The sequence below is a fragment of the Alishewanella sp. d11 genome, from assembly GCF_049390205.1.
GTDB lineage: Bacteria > Pseudomonadota > Gammaproteobacteria > Enterobacterales > Alteromonadaceae > Alishewanella.
Map to the genome: position 1 here is coordinate 3,252,919 of NZ_CP186547.1, position 18,737 is coordinate 3,271,655.

The window sequence follows — 18,737 nt, forward strand, 5'->3', positions numbered from 1 at the left end:
AATTAATTGTATGATATATACTATTATTATTTATGATGTCTGTCTAATACCAAATCGTCCAGATTGAGATAGACCAATGCTGATCTTTGGAGCCTTATATGCAGCAACTGCCGCAGTTCGTTCGCCTTGATAGTCAAGCAGTAACCGTATTAATTGATTGCACCACTAAAGCCCCAGCGTTACTTTACTTCGGTCAAAAATTGGCGCAAACGGTCACCGCCTTAAGTGTCAAACAACTGAGTCAGCGGCAAGAAGCCAAGTGCTCTGTTGTCAATGAAGTACCTATCTCCTTAACGCCGCTAAGTGGCGAAGGTTTTACCGGAGCCCCTGGTCTGGAAGTTCATAACGACAGCGACGCTTGGTCTATGGGCCCAAGCCTGATCTCGGTGAATATCGAAAATCAGCAACAAGTCACTTTGGTTAGTCTTGATGCGCATCGTCAACTGCAACTTACCCATACCTTCTGCTTAGATGTCGAAACTAACGTCTTAATGGCGAAAACAGCCATTACCAATTTGGCGCAGCAAAGTGTGCAGTTAAATTGGTGTGCTGCGCCAACACTGTTACTGCCTGATCATCTTAACTATATCACGGCTTTTGAAGGCCGTTGGTCTAACGAATTTCAACTACAGCAACGTGAATTATTTCTTGGTAGTTACTTGCGAGAAAACAGAAAAGGTAAAACCTCGCATGATAATTTCCCTGGCATTTTATGCCATCAGCACGCCACAACAGAGCTGCAGGGCGAATGTTATGGGTTTCATTTAGGTTGGTCCGGTAATCATCGCACTCGCATAGAATGGTTGGCGGAAGGGCGTACCTATTTGCAAATGGGAGAATTACTGCTGCCGGGCGAAATTCAGTTGCAAGCAGGTGAAACCTATACCAGCCCAAGCTTATATGCTTCATTTTCTGCTACAGGTTTTAGCGATTTATCTGCAAATTTTCATCAGTTTGTTCGTAATACTATCTTAAGCTCTGCTCAAAGAAATAAACCTAGACCAGTTCATTACAACACCTGGGAGGGCATTTATTTTGATCACAAGGTTGAGACGTTACAGCAGCTAGCTGATGAAGTGGCGGCACTGGGCGTAGAGCGGTTCGTGTTAGATGATGGTTGGTTTAAAGGCCGGCGTCATGATAAAGCCGGGCTTGGTGATTGGACGGTGGATAAAACAGTCTATCCAGCAGGCTTACAACCCTTGATATCTCACGTTAATCAACTGGGAATGGAGTTTGGCATTTGGTTTGAACCAGAAATGGTCAATCCAGATAGTGACTTATATCGCGCTCATCCGGAATGGGTGCTGCAAACTGCAGAAAATGCTCAGCTCGCCTTTCGCAATCAACTGGTGTTAGATTTAACCCGACCAGAAGTGACGACTTACCTGTTTAACGCTATTCATGCTATTTTAGTGGAATATCCGGCAATCAAATACATAAAATGGGACATTAACCGCGATCTTAATCATCCTGGGAATGCGCAGGGCAAACCTGCCATACACCAACAAACCCATGCGTTATATCAACTTATTGCCAAGATAAAAGCGGCACATCCGGGATTGGAGATTGAGAGCTGTTCCTCCGGTGGCGGTCGCATTGATTACGGTGTTTTGCAGCATACCGACCGAGTATGGACGTCTGACTCTAACGATGCACTTGATCGATTAGCCATTCAACGTGGTTGTTCGTTTTTCTTTCCCTCTGATGTGATGGGCGCCCATGTGGGGCCAAGAGATTGTCACACTACCGGTCGTCGTATCAGCATAGAAATGCGCGCTGCGGTGGCATTTTTTGGCCATATGGGTATTGAAATGGATCCAAGGGAGCTAACCGCGGCGGAGAAAAATACCTTAAAACACGCTATAGCGCTGCATAAACAGTATCGTTCTTTTATCCATAATGCACGTTTGTATCGGCTAGACACCGACGGTTTGAGTATTAACTTTGGTTTAGTAAACGCTGAAAAGACGCAAGCGTTATTTGCTTACAACAGTGTTGTGGAAAGTGGCCGCAGCTTACCCAAGCGTTTACGCTTTGTGGGGCTTGATGCCGACAAAACCTATCGTTTTTCGTTGTTATGGCCATCCAGCTTTAAAGAACATACCCCCTCGTTAATCAGTGCCATCAATGGGCAATGCTTTCAAGGGGAGGTACTAATGAAATTGGGGATGCAATTACCGATAACCTTACCGCAGACCAGTTTGATTTTTGAACTAACAGCGGTTGATTAACGCTCTAACAGAAGAGTAGTACTAAGTTTTGTAGTACTACTCTAATTTAGACTCAATCAGTTCTAAGGCTTCATCCAAAATCGCTTCCACGGCTTTTTTAGCGCGCTCTGGATTACGCGATTTAATGGTATTTAAGATATCGGCATGTTTTTGCACATCCGCCCCAGGCACACCCTTGATTTTGTTGGTATAGCGAATACTTACGCGTAGTGCCGTACTAATAAATTCGGTTAATTGTAAAAAGAATCTATTATTACTGGCCGCCAAGACGCTGGTATGAAACGCAATATCGGCTTCTAACGGATCATCTAAACCTTGCTCAGCTTCAACCATGCGAGCTAAGGCTTTTTCAATAGCCTCTAACTGTTTATAGCTGGCTGTAACTGAAGCCAGTGCGGCCGCTTGGGGCTCTAACGCCACCCTAACTTGGGTAAATTCTTTTAATAACGCTAAAGACGGTTTACTGCTTAAAATCCAACGCAGCACGTCAGTATCAAACATATTCCAATTACTTTCGGGTAAAACGCGGATCCCTTGCTTGGGTCTGGACGAGATTAAGCCTTTGGCCGAGAGCATTTTAACTGCTTCACGTGTCGAACTGCGGCTGACATCGTACTCAATACAAAGCTCTGCTTCTGAGGGTAGTCCCGTGCCAACAGGGTAGGTACCCTGCACAATAGCCAAACCTAAATCATTGGTTAATTGATGCGTTAAGTTTTGTCTTGGAGCTGGCTTCATAACAGATTCTCATTGTACATTAATGTAATATATCATATTAAAGTACAACGCTTTATGATATAACTTTTTCAACATGCAACGCATAATTCATTAATCTTACCTTTGCCTGCTGCGCTTTAATGCTAATTTATAAACCAAGGCGTGCATTTTTAGGAGATACAGTGTGTCATTAAGTGCTCATTATCCATGCCTCGCACATAAAAGTGTTTTTATCACCGGTGGTGCTACGGGCATTGGTGCTGCAATGGTGCGGGCTTTTCTACTACAGGGCGCGCAAGTCGCCTTTGTTGACCTAGATAACGCGCAGGCCGAAAAACTGCTTAATGAGTTATCTGAATTCTCAGCACAGTTATGGTTTCGTTGTGTCGACGTTAGGCAACTAACGCATCTGCAGCAAGCCATTAACGCTGCTGCTGAGCATTTCGCTGGGTTATCGGTGCTGATTAATAATGTAGCGAATGATAAACGCTTTGATACTGAACATATTAGCGTTGATGAATGGCAAAACTGCCTGCAAATTAACTTAGATCCGGCTTTTTTTGCTTCGCAAGCCGCCATCCCATTTTTAAAGAAACAGGGTGGTGCCATTATTAATTTTAGCTCTATTAATGCCATAACTGGCCAACCGAATATGGCGGGCTATGTTACGGCTAAAGCGGGCTTAATTGGCTTAACCAAAGCCCTGGCTAGAGATTATGGCGGTTATGGCATTCGAGTGAATGCTATCTTACCTGGTTGGGTAGCCACTGAGCGCCAGCTTGAATCTTGGTTTACTGCAGAAGAGCAACAGCGCTGGCTAGAGACAACCTGCATTAAACAGTTTATTCAACCGTCTGATGTGGCAAATTTAGCACTCTTTTTAGCTTCTGAGCAAAGTGCGTTAATTACCGGTCAGGGCATTAATATTGATGCTGGGAGAATTTAATTGCAGCAGGCTAATCGCTTTATTGCCGTAGACTGGGGCGCCAGCAAATTACGGGCTTATTGTTGCGAAATAACCACCGGTAACCAATTAATCTTGTTAAATAAAGCCACTGGTATAGGGGTAAAACAGCTTGTCGCAAATTTCGAACAAACGCTAGAGACTATTATCAAGCCATTTACTGAACAGTTTGGTTCCTTACCGGTGTTTATGGCGGGGCATATCACGTCGAGTTTAGGCTGGTTACAAACCCCCTATTTAGCTTGCCCGATACAGCCACATCAAATTAAACCACAGCTGCTGCATTTTAACGGTGGAGATAAAGATTTTTATGTTACGCCCGGCTTATGTTATCAAAGCGAAGCACAGCAGCATGACACTATGCGCGGAGAAGAAATTCAGCTCGTTGGCTTACTTGAACGATATCCGCAGTACCGAATAGGGCAGTATTATGTCTGTTTACCAGGGACCCATTGTAAATGGGTAAAAGTCGAGAACGGCGCGGTTACCTGGATAAAAACCGCCATCACAGGTGAATTGTTTGAGATCTTAGTGCATCACAGCATGTTACTACAAACTAGCCACAGCCCCTTTGTGCCAGACAAACAATCGTTTACAGCTGGCATGCAGTATGCGCTTGAACATAGATCAGAAAATTTGGTGCATTCACTTTTTAGTGTCAGAACGTCCCAACTCTTTCAAGACTTTAGCGCGCAAGCAGCCCAAAGCTACCTGTCAGGCTTATTAATTACTGCTGATGTGATCTCTTTTTACAACCTTTGTGCAGAGGCGATATTAGCGAATATACCTGTTATTTTAGTTGGTTCTGGCCACTTACAATGCGCCTATGCCAGCGCTATTTCGCAGTTTACCAACCCGCTAGTTCAAATCGACGATGAAGAGGTTATTCTGGCAGGTTTTGCTTATATGGCGGGCAATTAGCCCGCCTTATTAAGGGTGATTTCCGCTGCTACAGCCTGTTTATTAAGCTTAGGATGAGTACACAAATAGTCAGTTAAGGTGTCAGTCTCTGCGGGGGTTGTCACTAAGCCAAGTTTCGTTCGCCGCCAAAGCAGATCTTCAGCCGTTCTCACCCATTCATATTCAACTAAATAATCAACTTCTGCTTGCCAAAGTTCCTGATTAAACTGACGGCCAAGATCGGCCATACTGCTGGCATGGTTCAGTAGCGTGTAGCTAAGGGTGCCATAGGTTCTGGCAAAACGTTGCGCTAACTTTGCCGGTAACCAAGGGTACTTCAGCGTTAACTCTGCACAAAAGCTAGCCTGATCGGTAAAGTCGCCTCCCGGTAAAGGTTTAGCCGCGGTTAAACTCGCACCCAGTCCGGGGTAAAATGGCGAAATCTTATCCACCACAGAGGCAGCAAGCTTACGGTAAGTGGTAATTTTGCCGCCGAATACCGACAGTAATGGCAGGCCATTCGGTGTGGAGGATAACTCCAGCTTATAATCCCGCGTAACGCTCTGCGCCGAGGCTGATTCATCGTCGAGTAGGGGGCGTACGCCCGAAAAACTATGCACAATATCGTCTTTGCAAATCGACTTGTTAAAATAGTTATTGGTAATCTCGATCAAGTAATCAATTTCTTCTGCGCTAATGCTTGCTTTAAGAGGATCGCCAGTGTACTCAACGTCGGTTGTGCCTATTAAGGAAAAATTATCTTCATAGGGAATAACAAACACAATTCGCTTATCATTATTTTGTAAAATGTAGGCCTGTGGTTGATTATGGATCCGAGGCACTACAATATGGCTGCCTTTTACTAAGCGAATATGCTGGGGGCTGGCTTCGGCAAAGGTGTCAGCAAATAACTGGCTAACCCAAGGTCCAGCGGCATTGATAATGCCTTTACTTTCAACATTATACTGCTCATTCGTCAGTAAATTTTGTAAAGTGACTTTCCAACTGCTGCTCAAGCGCTCTGCTTTAATGCAACGCGTATGGGTCGCAATAATCGCACCATGCGTTTGCGCCGCCATGGCGTTTAAAACAACCAGTCTGGCATCATCGACCCAGCCATCTGCATATTCAAAACCTACAGTGATATCTGAAACCAGTGGACTTGATTCATCAAAACGGATTTTTCTAGAACCGTGTAGCCTTTCTCGTTTGGCAAGATGATCGTACATAAATAAGCCCAACCGAATCATCCAGACTGGGCGTAAATGCGGCTGATGTGGTAAGCGAAAGGTGAGGGGCCACATAATATGTGGTGCGCTTTTTAACAACACCTCACGTTCGGCAAGGGCTTCTTTTACTAGACGGAATTCATACTGCTCTAAATAGCGTAAACCGCCATGTATCAACTTACTACTGTTGGAAGAGGTGGCCACCGCAAGATCATGTTGCTCGCATAACAGGACTTTTAAGCCGCGGCCTGCCGCATCATGTGCAATGCCCGCGCCGTTAACCCCACCGCCTATCACCACCAGATCGACTTGCATTCCAACTTACTCCTACGCAGTAATTATCATACAAATAGTATATATGATATTAAATTGATTGTGGATCACTATTAAAGAGTATTTGGTGTATTACTTAATCTGACTTGAGCAACAGCATGCAGCCATTTTGTATACAAATTATTGCGCGTGACGCTATCCATTTTCGGTTCAAACCGTCTTTCACATTCCCATAGTTCTGCCAATTGTGCTGTGGAGCTAAACACCCCGCAGTGTAAACCGGCCAGATAAGCGGCCCCTAAAGAGGTTGTTTCGGTTATGCTTGGGCGCTCAACCACAGCCCCAAGAATATCAGCGAGAAAACTAAGTACCCAATTGTTTTTCACCATCCCACCATCTACTCTGAGCACCGTCGGTCTTAAACCATCCTTTTCCATGGCTTTTTGTAAATCTTTCGTTTGGTAGCCAACCGATTGTAGCGCTGCCGCAACGATGGTATCGATACCGGAATCCCGAGTTAGCCCCAAAATCGCGCCACGAGCATTCGCATCCCAATAAGGTGCGCCAAGCCCAGTAAAAGAGGGCACTAGAAATACCCCATGATCTACAGGCACATGTTGCACTATTGCTTCGCTTTCTCCAGCATGGCGCAGCAGTTTTAACCCTTCAACAATCCATTGCATGGTGGCCCCAGCCATAAAGATACTGCCTTCAATAGCATAAGTGGGTACGCCATTTAAGCGGTAGGCGACAGTCGTTAGCAAACGATTGTTCGATTTTAATGCCGTTTTACCGGTATTAAGCATCAAAAAGCAGCCGGTACCGTAAGTGCTTTTCGCCATGCCTTGCTCAAAGCACGCATGCCCCACTAAGGCTGCTTGTTGATCGCCGGCCACTCCGCCAATGGTAATGCTGGCACCAAATAAAGCCGGATCGGTTTCGCCAAAATAAGCCGAACTATCCAGTACCTGCGGCAGCATACTGGCCGGTATCGCAAATAACGCCAATAGTTCCGCATCCCATTCTTGGGTATGGATATTAAATAATAAGCTTCTAGAAGCGTTGGTGGCATCGGTGGCATGCACTTTACCGCCGGTCAATTGCCATAACAGATAACTGTCTACCGTGCCAAATGCCAGCTCACCTTGCTCAGCCAGTTCGCGAGCATGGTCCACATTATCGAGGATCCAACGAATTTTGGTGGCAGAGAAATAGGGATCAAGCAACAACCCTGTTTTATCAGTCAGTAATTGATTAATCTCAGGGCTGGCCAGACTTTCGCAAAAGGCTGCGGTACGTCGGTCTTGCCAGACTATTGCATTGTAAAGTGGTATACCGGTTTTTTTGTGCCAAACCAGCGTGGTTTCCCGTTGATTGGTAATACCCAAGGCGGCGATTTGCGAGGCGTTAATATTGTTATTGGTCAACAGGCGCTGACAGCAGTGCAGTACCGTTTGCCAAAGATCTGTTGGTGCATGCTCAACCCAGCCATTGTCTGGATAATGCTGGGTAAAACTTTCACTTTCACTGGCTAACAACTGGCCTTTAGTATCAAATAACACGGCACGAGAACTGGTTGTACCTTGATCAATAGCAAGTAAATAAGTAGACATCATAAAACCCTATTTATCATATAATATGACTAGATTGCCGTGTGTCGAGTCATTTAGCAACCAAATTTTGCTGGCAGCTTAAAACGGCTGTCTCGTAAAGCAACGTATTTTGAATAATGGTACTATGTGGTTCACTTAATCAAGCCTTAGCTGAGAAATATGATGCCTGGTTCTCTTCATGCGCAGTTAATAACCGTGGTTCCTTGCCACAATACCCTTGGTGAAAATGCCCTCTGGCATGCGCAAGACAACAAAGTGTATTGGATTGATATTGAACAAGCGCAATTGCTAAGTTATTGCCCGACACAGGCTGTATTACAACGCTATCCATTACCCGAGCGTATAGGCAGTTTTGCATTCTTAGCGCCAACACCCAACTGTCCCTATTTGATTATTGCGGCCTTTGCTTCAGGTATTGCGCTGTATCATCCAGAGACACATGCCATTAAATGGCTGTTTAAACCGAGCAACATGACGGGATTACGATTTAATGATGGCCGCGCGGATCGGCAAGGACGTTTTTGGGCCGGTACTATGGTCGAAGACAGTAAGCAAGCGCACAAAGCAGGGGAGTTATATCAACTGAATGAACAGCTGCAAGCCATCAGTCGACTACAAGAGATCACGATTTCTAATGGTTTATGTTGGAGCCCTGATGGCAAGATAATGTACCACGCCGACTCTGCTAAACATTGCATAACACAGTATGCTTTTGACGTGGTTAGCGGTGCACTCTCACAAGGTCAGGTTTTTGCCGTAACACCAGAGAATGCTTTTCCTGATGGAGCCATTGTAGATGCTCAGGCTTATGTTTGGTGTGCGCATTGGGGCGCAGGAGAGGTTGTCAGGTATGATGTACATGGCCAAGCCGTTTTTAGTTTGCCTTTACCCGTGTCACAACCCTCTAGTGTGGCCATAGGCGGTGTCGAGAATAATTTGCTTTTTGTCACTACCTCTAAAGTCGGCTTATCTGCCGAACAAAAACAAGCAGAGCCAGAGGCCGGTAATCTGTTTATTTATCAGATCCAAAATCTACAAGGATTACCAGAGCCTCTGGTGACATTACCCACAACGCTTTTTAGTTAACACAGTAACAGCCGAACATCTTTAAGATTTAAATTGCCAAGATAAGCCTGTCGCAAAGCGGGCTGGAAAACCAAGCCAGCCGCTATCAGCGCCGGTCTCTGTCGTGATCGATGCCGGTAATTGTAAATACTGGCACTGTGCAGCAACTTGCTTAACATGACAATCTAACATCGCCAAACTAAAATGTTTGTTAACGGCATTTATCGTTGGAATAGACCAGCTGCCTTCATGATAGGTGCCAATATCTAACTCATTGCTCATGGCTGCCGTAGGCGCTGGATGCGGCGCAATATTATGTCGGGCATGATGAAAGGTTAAAAAGTATTTCGCTTTGCTGCCGGTATTTTCATAAAGCCACTGCATACCGGCATAGCCAGAAATATCGTCCAAATCGCCAGCGAGATAAAGCATAGGGGTTGTTATCTCAGCCAGTTTGCTTTGATTAAATAATTGGTGTTGTCCACCCCAAGGCGCAATGGCGATCGCCACTTGCCAAGCAGGATCTACTTTTACATCCGTGTATTGCCCCGCGGCACAGCTATTAAGTCGTTCAGCCAAGGCAGTTTGAACAGCGGGATCGGTTGCGCCAGTAAAGGCTGTTATTTGCGCGGGTCCAAATTGATAACAACCGCCAACGGTATTAATGGCACCAAAGCCCCCCATTGAAAAGCCGATAACTGCCGCTTGGTTGGTATTGACACTTTGACTTAGCGTTGAAGATGCCTGTCTAAAATAGTCTAGAACAAACTGTTGATCGCGTGAGCGATTAAATAAGGTGCTAAGAAAGCCCGCAAAAGGCGCCTTCACGATATCCACTTCTGCGTGGGTCGAATCGGTGTGATCGATGGCGGCAACCACATAGCCATGAGAGGCCAGATGCTCCCCTAGATAATACATAATGGTGCGATAACCGGTGTAACCATGTGACAACACCACTAATGGAAAACGCTGTTCGGTAATATGCTGGCTGTCTCTCACCGCTTTGCCTTGAATGGCAAAGGGCACGCCTGTCCGAGTTTGGTTAGCATAAATGGCTGGCGCGCTTTGTGCTGTTGGTGAAGCTGGATACCAAACCTCTAAGGTAAGTGGTCTATCTGCCAATTGTTGAGTACTAATATTCAGCTGCTGGGGATTGGTTACGGTAATAGTGCTTACCCCCACTGCATACTGGCCGGGCGTAGCTAGTTTCGGCAATACGGCAGCAGGGAGAGGGGCGTACAAGGTTTCGGCTGTCGGTGTATTCGCGGTGAGTCCAAGACTTGCTAGGCTAAGCGAAGTGACTAGCGTTAAAATAACTGGCGTTTGCATCATGGTGCTCCTGCGAAAGATTAAAAATAACTGACGGTCAAACCTTGGCCTGCTTGGCAAACATACAGATCCGCACTTAAGCCACATTGTGCGGTATAAGCCGGTAATACTTGCTCGCGTAAACGTGGTACGGCTTCAGGTAAACAGATACAAACAATAGCGCCACCAAAACCGCCGCCAGTCATTCTTGCACCGCCTTCATTCCCTAAAACGGCTTGGCTTAACCTGACTAAGGTATCAGTGGCCGGCACGGTAACTTCATAATCAAGATGTAACGACTGATGAGACTCCGCCATCAGCTGGCTTAACGCGGCGAGATCGGCCTTTTTAAGGGCGGCAACCGCATCGATCACTCGGGCGTTTTCCGTCACGACATGCCGGGCGCGTTTTTGCTCAGTGGCAGTTAAACTCGTATTGGCATTGACCATCTCAAGCGTCGCATGACGCAACGACGCAACCCCAAGTTTAGACGCTGCCGCTTCGCATGCTGCGCGGCGTTGGTTATATTCACTGTCGACTAACTTTCTGGGGTAGTTAGAGTTAATAATCACCACCGCTAAATCATCTGGTAACGGCACCAACTCGGTATGTAGATCTTGGCAATCAATCAACAAAGCGTGATCTGCCGCGCCTTTGGCCGAAATGAGTTGATCCATAATACCGCACTGACAATCCATAAATTCATTTTCGGCGCGTTGTCCTAGCAACGCCAACTCAGTGGCGGAGAGATTAAGTTGACTTAACGCATTAAACACGCCGCCAATAGCCAGCTCCAACGCTGCGGATGATGACAAGCCGGCCCCTTGGGGGACATCACTGTCGATCAGTAAATCTGCGCCCGATAAAACATGTCCAGCTTGCTGTAAAACGTAAGCTACCGCCCGTACATAATTACCCCATTGCGACTTTCCTTTAACAATGGGCTGGCTAACATCAAACTGATCGGACTCGCCTGGGTAGCTTAGCGAACGCACCGTAACCCGCTGATCGGTTCTAGCGCGAAACAATACCTGAGTTTTAAAATTTAATGCGCAAGGCAAGACAAAACCGGCGTTGTAATCGGTATGTTCACCTATTAAGTTAACTCGGCCTGGCGCAGAGGCGATCCCCGTTGCTTGCACTTTATAAATTTCATAAAAATTTTCTTGAAACGGCTTCAAATCCATCATCAGCTACCCTTAGTTATTGTTTTTTTATAATGTTCAGCACTGGCCGCCTGTAAAATTTTGGCAGCCGTTTCGGCGGTAAGATCGCGTTGGCTTTCAGCCAGCATCTCATAGCCCACCATATGTTTTTTTACCGTGGCAGAGCGCAGCAGGGGCGGATAAAAATGCGCATGTAAGCGCCAATGTTGTTGATTTTCAGCTACAGGGGCATTGTGCCAGCCCATCGAATAAGCAAAGCTACAGTTAAAAATATTGTCATACTTCGTGGTTAATACTTTTAATGCTTCGGCCAAGGCCAACGACTGCTGGCTATCCAGTTGCGAGAAGTCTTGCACGTCATCAAGCGCGATTAATAAGGTCTCAAACGGCCAGGCAGCCCAAAAAGGCACCACCACTAACCAATGTTGATTGGCATAAACCACCCGTGTTTTGCTGGCTAGCTCGCGTTTGGCGTAATCTGCCAGTAACGCGCGGCCATGTTTCGCAAAATATTCTGCTTGGGAATTATCCTCGCTGGCAATTTCAGTCGAAAGATGATTGTGTGCCCAAATTTGGCCATGTGGATGGGGCTGCGAACAGCCCATAATGGTGCCTTTATTTTCAAATATATGAATACACTTATATTTTTTGGCGAGCTCACAGTATTGGCTGCGCCAGGTATCAACTACTGCAACTAGCTCATCAAGGCTTAACTCAGGCAGGGTTTTATTATGCTCAGGTGAAAAACAAATTACCCGACACTCACCTGTCGCGTGCTGATGCGTAAACAGTGGATCAGCCTCAGCCTCAGACTCGCTTGCTGCTTGCTCGGTAAGGGCACCAAAATCGTTGGTAAACACGTGAGTGTGGGTATACTGCGGATTTTGCTCGCCATTCGCGCGAGTATTACCTGGGCATAAAGGGCAATTGGCATCATGCTTAGGTAATGAATCTACAACTGTAGCTTCAGTTGCACCTAACCAAGGTCGGTTATTTCGATGGGGTGATACTAAAACCCAATCACCGTTTAACGGGTTTCGCCTACGGTGGGTAAACTCTAAATCATCCATTTGGAACTCCGAAAACTAGTAAGCAGGCTTTAATTGGCATCGGGTTGGCGCAACAGCAAAGCACAGTAAATGAACATTTAATGCAATATTATATGATAAATACTATTATTGGTAGAGGGCGGAGGTATTTTCGCTTAGCTTGCAAGTGACAGTAGGAATGTTAAAAGACTAGGAAAGAAACAGCATCGCATGAGCAGTGCTCATGCGACTAAAAGAGAGACAAGCTCAAGGTGCTGAATTTACTCGAACCACTTTCTGGTGAGCTTGAGCAGCTGTTTTTTGGCTAGATTGTGCTTGATTGGATTTTTTGTGTGCCAGTAATTGCTGAGCAACGCGAATATCAGCGGTGTAATACAAGGATGCTAAACCTAAACGATTGCGACCAAGGTTATGAAATACCATCCCAAAAGCAATATCGCCCGCACTAAACTTGTCATGGTTGGCCGCGAAATAACTGGCCGCTTGATTCAGTTCTTCATCTAAAAATAAAGAGCGAACCCGACCTGGGCCGCCGTGATATGCTTGAATCAACAATAAACGATACACTTGATCCCGTTTTTCTTTAGGCAAATGCCCAAATTTTGCCAGAAACACCGGTTCAAGCATTTTATGATTGCGCTCAAACAACCATAAAGCACAATCGACTTGTGCAATTCGATGCAGCTGACGATTGGCTGGAATTTTACAATCTTTTAGGGCTTGCGGCATTAATTGCAAAATGCCTCGCGCATTGGCCTTCGAACGCGCTTCACGCACACCGCCACTTTCAATGACTAACATCCCTGCGAGATCAGGTAATAAGTCCGGTGGTAACGTAATACGTTTTTGCTGCACTCGACGCTTGTACACCGTTTGCAAAACATCGTGTAATGATGCTTGGTTTTTCGGAGTTCCAACCCTGATGCCATCCCAGTTGCCAGATAATCGCCCATCAGGATGTTGCCCTAAGTAACGGGCTATGGCTAAATTTAAATCGACATTAGGTTGGTGGCAACGGATAGCAAAAGGGTAACCAATGTTATTAGGACTGCCTTTTACCCAAGCATGAACTCGCCCCTCTTTAGCCAGAGATTGCCGGGTTTGATTAATTCTTTGCTGAGTTTGTGAAGAGTCGGCGGCATCTTCAATATAATCCAGAAAATTACCCCGCATATCGAACAAAACATGGCGGTTAAGGTCGGCACAATGCTCAGAGCGGGTTAAGATCCAGCGCCTTACTGTCATCATATTCTCGAACACCCCCTGGCTATCGCTAAAGGCTTTTGTTCGAACAACATCCGTCCAGTTATCAAAAAATTGCGGGCTGTATTGTGCCACAGCATTAATAGGAAATAAGGCGCTAGCTACAGTGACCAACAAGGCACTTTTAAATGCAGAAAATGTAGAAAATTTCATGCTAACTCCATCCAAGATTAGGGTGTCTTGGTCACCCAAAGCGACTGCAATGCCTGAATGCTAGCTTAACGCCATATAATGTGCCAGAGGCTTAGCAGGTATTTTGTATTAATTAACCTCTTGTATTAATCCATTTAGCGGTTTTCTCTTGTAGAGTAGCGATATATTGGTTTCAATGCGCAGACTAACTTATTGGAGATCGCATTTATGATATGGCGTTTACTGCTACTAGTGTTGTTTTGCTACAGCGTGTCAAGCTCTGCAGCACCAAAGGGCTTGCAGCCTGAGGATTACTATAACTTTGTGTTTGTTGCCGATCCGCAAATTGCCCCGAATGGCAAACAGGTCGCTTTTGTGCACACCACTATTGCCGAAGACAAACGTAAGCGGCTAAACAACTTGTTTTTGGTGGCTACCGACGGCAAAAGCCCAGCACGTCAGCTAACTTTTACCAATAGCGATCGCCGACCGCGTTGGTCTCCCGATGGCCAACATTTGGCTTTCTTATCGGGCCGAGATGACGGCCAACAGCTGTTTTTGTTACCGCTAGCGGGCGGTGAGGCCAAACAACTCACTCAGTTAACCCAAGCAAGTATTAGTGACTTTAGCTGGTCGCCCACGGGAAACACGCTGTTATTAACGCTAGATGTTGACCCCAAGCTAGACGATCCCAATCAAGCCGAAGCAGAAACTGAGCAAGCTAAACCGGACATAGTGGTGATCCGTAATGCCATCTACAAAAGTGATGGCGGTGGTTATTTAGATGATTATCGCTCTGGTTTATGGTTAATCGATATTGCCACACAGCAACTTACCAAATTAACGGGGGATGCCCGTTGGCATGATCACTCAGCGCAGTTTTCGCCCGATGGCAAACAAATTGTATTTGCCTCTGATCGCAGCAGCGATGCCTTAGAAGGCAGTATGCAGCAAGCCTTGTATTTGTATGATTTAGCCAGTAACAACGTGACTGAATTGGCCACTTTAAAAGGCTATGCTGCAGATCCAGTATGGTCGCCTAATGGCCAATACATTATTTATACCTATCAAGCCGATTATTTTACGCCACAGCAGCTAGTATTGCACAAACTTGCTGATGCCAGTAACCGCGTGGTCGCTGCCGACTGGGATCGCACTGCTAACAGTGTACACTGGTTAAGTAATGATCGTTTGTTAGTGAGTGCCGAACAGCATGGTAGCCGACCAATTTTTGAGCTTGATTTACGCCGTGACCAGCAGCGAATTCGCTTAAGTGAGCAAGGCAGTGCGGGTAATTTGAGTGTATCTGCCAATGGCAAACAGCTGAGCTATTTGTGGCAAAACGAGTTAAATCTGCCCGAGGTGTGGTTTCAGGATGGCAACAAAGCACCGCAGCAATTAACCCAGTTTAATCAAGCCTTACTGTCTGAACGACGCTTACAACCATTGGAAAGCTTTTGGTTTAGCCATGAGCAAGGCCAAAGCCAAGGCTTTTTTATGAAGCCTGTGGGCTGGCAAGCGGGCCAGTCTTATCCGTTAGTGTTAAATATTAAAGGTGGGCCAGGTGGTATGTGGGGTCAGCAATGGTTTCATGAATTTCAAATGCTTGCGGCTGCCGGCTATGCCGTAGTGTTTACCAATTATCGCGGCAGCACGGGCTATGGTTTTGCTCATCAGAATGCCGTGCATGGCGACTACGGCGGTGTAGATTATCGCGATAATATTGCGGTGCTAGACCATGTTTTAAAGCAGCACGATTGGCTAGATAGCTCCCGTTTATTTATTACTGGTGGCAGCCATGGTGGCTTTTTAACTAACTGGATCACTACTCAAACCGATCGTTTTAAAGCGGCGGTTACTCAGCGCAGTGTCAGTAATTGGATTTCAGAAGCGGGCACCCAAGAATATCCCCCTAACGCCATGCAGCGCGAGTTTAAAGGCACCATTTGGCAAAATTACGATCTGTACTGGGGGCGCTCACCCCTGAAATATGCCGATAAGGTAAAAACGCCTACCTTGATTATTCACAGCACTGATGATCAAATTACCCCCATTGGCCAAGGCGAAGAATGGTTTTATGCCCTAAAAGCCAACAAGGTGCCGGTTGAAATGGTGGTATTTCAAGGCGAGAGTCACAGTTTATCCAGAAATGGCACGCCAATAAATCTGGTCGAACGCCTAAAGCGTATTATCGAATGGTTTGAACGGCATAGCGACAATCAGCCAAATTAATGGTTGTTATTCGGAGCCCGTTGCTGAAAAGAAGCAACTGCTCCGACTAGAATTTTGCCATTAAGCTGACTACACTCAAATTGAGAACAGCAGGAGCCTTCTTATGGATAACAAAATACTTGAGCTTGAAAAGCAGTGCCTGGATGCAGTGCAATACAATTTTCCTTTATTAAAACAATGCAATGGAGAGTTAGTCTTTATTGCGGAAGCTGACTCAGAGCAACTTACCGCCACTGCTTGGCAGTTTGATCCCCAAACCCAAGCACTATTAAAACAAAGCGGTGTTAAAAACGCTTTATTGGAAATGTTAGACACGCTGGTGGCTGAACGAAAGCATCAGCGAATCAAACCCAACCGTGAGGGACGCCTCATAATTCAAAACGGCAACGTCGAACTACAGTGGTTGCAACTAGGCGAAGCCGGACTTGCCACTTACAAATACGCTTAACTAAAAAGCCTGGTTAGTCGCCAGGCTTTTTCCGCTTAGTGAAGTGTCCACTTTTGCTGGTACAGATCACTAAAATTAACTCCTCAAATTCTACGCAATATTATACCAGCGAATACAATTAGCTATTCGCCCCCCAAATCACTCTAACCGCCAATACAGCATTAGCTGTAATTGCTTATTAACTTGATCTGCCGCCAGTGGGGTAAACTGTAACCGGCTGGCTTGGTAGCTGTTTAGTTGGCTCCACTCTAACGCTAAGCTAATACGGTTATTCAGAGGATACTGAACATTGATATTAATACCGGTGCCGTTGCCATTGTTATTATCATTTGGTTTTGGGTCTCGGTCCTGCTGGCGCCAGTAATCGTAGCGAAGGTTAATTTGGTAACTGCCGGCATCGTAGTGTAATAAGCCAAACCAACTCAAATAGTTTACTTTGACGCCAGCGGTGCCCATCTCGGTTGTGCCATTTAACAGTTGGCCAATAATCCGCCAGTTGGCGTTTACTTGATGTTGCACACTCAGATTTTGGAATTGGGTATCCCACGCATACTGGCCATGCTTAAACACGTTGGGATCGCCGTTATTATCGTAGTGGTACAGCCTCATTTCCGTGCTATTTCTAAGTAAATAGTGAATGCCAAGGTAAAAGCCTGTGCGATGATCCAGCTCGCGTGTGGGTTGCACCCAAGGCGGTTGTATTTCTGAAAAGCTCGTGTTTAAGCTGGGATAGGGCGCAAACCGCACTTGTTCACCCAAGTTAGTTTGATAACCATGACTGGCAAAGCCCCGCCAACTGATTATCGCCCCCAAGGGATCATTGCCTTGAAATAAACCACCAACGATTTGCCAATCGGCGGGAGAGTTAAAAAATCGACCAGGTCGTGTAACACTGATCTCTGCACCTCTGGCACGCAGCTCTTCGGCGAACCAACTATTGATAACCGAGAAATTGCTACTATAGGGTGAAGACCAAGCCGTATCGACATTTTCCAGTGATAATGCTGGATAAAAATAGCCCAGCCGCGCCCGAAACCGATAGCCGGAAACAGGAAGTGGCCGATAATTCAGCCACGCTTCGGTTAATCCTATATCGGTGGTGGGAATACTATGCCACTGCGCATGTAAAATCGCAGACCAGGGCGTTTCGGTATCCAGCGTAATCGCGGCCAGTTGCGGCCCCAAATAAAAGCCGCTGTTGGCATAGGCTAATAGCTCAGTGCCTTCATTCCACCAAGGGGTATCTGTGGCAGAACTGTTTTTGTAGGTGTAACCTAATTCACCTTTGCCGGTTAGCTACAGCTGTGCTGATGCATCGGCAGCGGCTATCGAGTGGCCCAGCAGTAGCGTTATCAAGAGAAAACAAAAACCGTTTCGCTTTAGCATGTGTTCACGCCTTTAGACAATGTGGCCGTTACGCTTAGCAAGCATAGCAAGAATTTGCTGAATAAATCTTGCTATGCTTGGTAAAAGCTTATTTGCTGGTATAGTTTAGTTTTAAGTCATTGCCTAAGAGTATCCGCATGTTTGTCAGAGCCCTCTGTAGCCTTTTGTTATTCTCCGGAATGGTAAATGCTGGGACAGTTGATATCCGCATCACCAATCAATTTGGCGAGCCACTCGCCAATGCGGTGGTCGAAATTCTGCAGCCAGAGCAGCCCACGGCAGCAGCTGACACGGTTTATGTGTATCAGCAGGATCTGGCGTTTAACCCCTTTGTCACCGCGATCCCTGTGGGCACCTACGTAAATTTTCCTAATCTTGATAAAACGCGGCATCATGTTTTTTCGTTTTCACCTGCCAAGACTTTTGAGATTAAGCTGTTTGTTGGCAAGCCCAGAGATCCGATCTTATTTGATAAGCCTGGCATTGTCGCCTTGGGCTGTAATATTCACGATAATATGCAGGCTTTTATCTATGTAGGAACTAGCCATCAGCTTGCCGTAACCAATGCACAAGGCATTGCCAGTTTTACCCTACCAGACACTTTTGACTATCAAATTAAGCTATGGCATCCATGGCAACTGCAAGATCACCCTGAACAGCAGATTTCATCGGTTTCACCTACATTAGCATTTAGCATGACGGTCGATGCGATTGACGATCCCACAATACCGCCTAAAGGCTTTGGCAATAGTTATTAG

At 46.0% G+C, this 18,737-nt stretch carries 15 protein-coding genes; 7 read left to right on the plus strand and 8 right to left on the minus strand.

What is annotated here, in order from left to right:
• Positions 1–98 precede the first annotated feature (98 nt).
• Positions 99–2,234, plus strand: a complete 2,136-nt coding sequence (locus ACO1PK_RS14625; RefSeq protein WP_423186341.1) for an alpha-galactosidase — start codon at positions 99–101, stop codon at positions 2,232–2,234.
• A 36-nt stretch (positions 2,235–2,270) separates the two neighbouring features.
• Here ACO1PK_RS14625 and ACO1PK_RS14630 read toward each other — a convergent pair whose 3' ends face one another.
• Positions 2,271–2,972 (minus strand): FadR/GntR family transcriptional regulator, encoded by a 702-nt coding sequence (locus tag ACO1PK_RS14630; RefSeq protein ID WP_423186342.1) that lies wholly within the window; start codon positions 2,970–2,972, stop codon positions 2,271–2,273.
• A gap of 163 nt (positions 2,973–3,135) precedes the next feature.
• Here ACO1PK_RS14630 and ACO1PK_RS14635 point away from each other — a divergent pair, with 163 nt between their 5' ends.
• Together ACO1PK_RS14635 and ACO1PK_RS14640 are read left to right on the plus strand one after the other, a co-directional pair.
• The gene (locus ACO1PK_RS14635; RefSeq protein WP_423186343.1) at positions 3,136–3,897 is read left to right on the plus strand and encodes an SDR family NAD(P)-dependent oxidoreductase; all 762 of its coding nucleotides are present in this window, start codon (positions 3,136–3,138) and stop codon (positions 3,895–3,897) included.
• Positions 3,898–4,836: a 2-dehydro-3-deoxygalactonokinase gene (locus tag ACO1PK_RS14640; RefSeq protein WP_423186344.1), complete on the plus strand. Its 939-nt coding sequence runs from the start codon at positions 3,898–3,900 to the stop codon at positions 4,834–4,836.
• Here the strand turns inward: ACO1PK_RS14640 and glpD are convergent.
• The gene (glpD, locus tag ACO1PK_RS14645; RefSeq protein WP_423186345.1) at positions 4,833–6,359 is read right to left on the minus strand and encodes a glycerol-3-phosphate dehydrogenase; all 1,527 of its coding nucleotides are present in this window, start codon (positions 6,357–6,359) and stop codon (positions 4,833–4,835) included. The genes ACO1PK_RS14640 and glpD overlap by 4 nt on opposite strands.
• Before the next feature lie 71 nt (positions 6,360–6,430).
• Entirely contained in the window at positions 6,431–7,930 is a 1,500-nt protein-coding gene (glpK, locus tag ACO1PK_RS14650; RefSeq protein WP_423188228.1) for a glycerol kinase GlpK, read from the minus strand.
• Between the two features lie 159 nt (positions 7,931–8,089).
• On the opposite strand from glpK, the gene ACO1PK_RS14655 reads away from it, so the two are divergent.
• Positions 8,090–9,016: an SMP-30/gluconolactonase/LRE family protein gene (locus tag ACO1PK_RS14655; protein ID WP_423186346.1), complete on the plus strand. Its 927-nt coding sequence runs from the start codon at positions 8,090–8,092 to the stop codon at positions 9,014–9,016.
• 21 nt (positions 9,017–9,037) lie between these two features.
• Here ACO1PK_RS14655 and ACO1PK_RS14660 read toward each other — a convergent pair whose 3' ends face one another.
• The 4 genes from ACO1PK_RS14660 to ACO1PK_RS14675 form a co-directional block, all read right to left on the minus strand.
• The gene (locus ACO1PK_RS14660; RefSeq protein WP_423186347.1) at positions 9,038–10,327 is read right to left on the minus strand and encodes an alpha/beta hydrolase family protein; all 1,290 of its coding nucleotides are present in this window, start codon (positions 10,325–10,327) and stop codon (positions 9,038–9,040) included.
• A gap of 17 nt (positions 10,328–10,344) precedes the next feature.
• Complete coding sequence (gene galK, locus ACO1PK_RS14665; RefSeq protein ID WP_423188229.1) at positions 10,345–11,490, minus strand: galactokinase; 1,146 nt, start codon at positions 11,488–11,490, stop codon at positions 10,345–10,347.
• A 2-nt stretch (positions 11,491–11,492) separates the two neighbouring features.
• Complete coding sequence (locus ACO1PK_RS14670; RefSeq protein WP_423186348.1) at positions 11,493–12,539, minus strand: UDP-glucose--hexose-1-phosphate uridylyltransferase; 1,047 nt, start codon at positions 12,537–12,539, stop codon at positions 11,493–11,495.
• A gap of 225 nt (positions 12,540–12,764) precedes the next feature.
• Positions 12,765–13,934, minus strand: a complete 1,170-nt coding sequence (locus ACO1PK_RS14675; RefSeq protein ID WP_423186349.1) for a transglycosylase SLT domain-containing protein — start codon at positions 13,932–13,934, stop codon at positions 12,765–12,767.
• A 207-nt stretch (positions 13,935–14,141) separates the two neighbouring features.
• On the opposite strand from ACO1PK_RS14675, the gene ACO1PK_RS14680 reads away from it, so the two are divergent.
• Positions 14,142–16,145 (plus strand): prolyl oligopeptidase family serine peptidase, encoded by a 2,004-nt coding sequence (locus ACO1PK_RS14680; RefSeq protein ID WP_423186350.1) that lies wholly within the window; start codon positions 14,142–14,144, stop codon positions 16,143–16,145.
• Between the two features lie 103 nt (positions 16,146–16,248).
• Positions 16,249–16,593 carry a hypothetical protein gene (locus tag ACO1PK_RS14685; protein ID WP_423186351.1) on the plus strand — a complete coding sequence of 115 codons (345 nt, stop codon included), beginning with the start codon at positions 16,249–16,251 and terminating at the stop codon, positions 16,591–16,593.
• Positions 16,594–16,731: 138 nt separating this feature from the next.
• Here ACO1PK_RS14685 and ACO1PK_RS14690 read toward each other — a convergent pair whose 3' ends face one another.
• Complete coding sequence (locus tag ACO1PK_RS14690; RefSeq protein WP_423186352.1) at positions 16,732–17,778, minus strand: hypothetical protein; 1,047 nt, start codon at positions 17,776–17,778, stop codon at positions 16,732–16,734.
• 338 nt (positions 17,779–18,116) lie between these two features.
• Between ACO1PK_RS14690 and ACO1PK_RS14695 the strand changes: the two genes are divergently transcribed.
• Entirely contained in the window at positions 18,117–18,737 is a 621-nt protein-coding gene (locus ACO1PK_RS14695) for a methylamine utilization protein (RefSeq protein ID WP_423186353.1), read from the plus strand.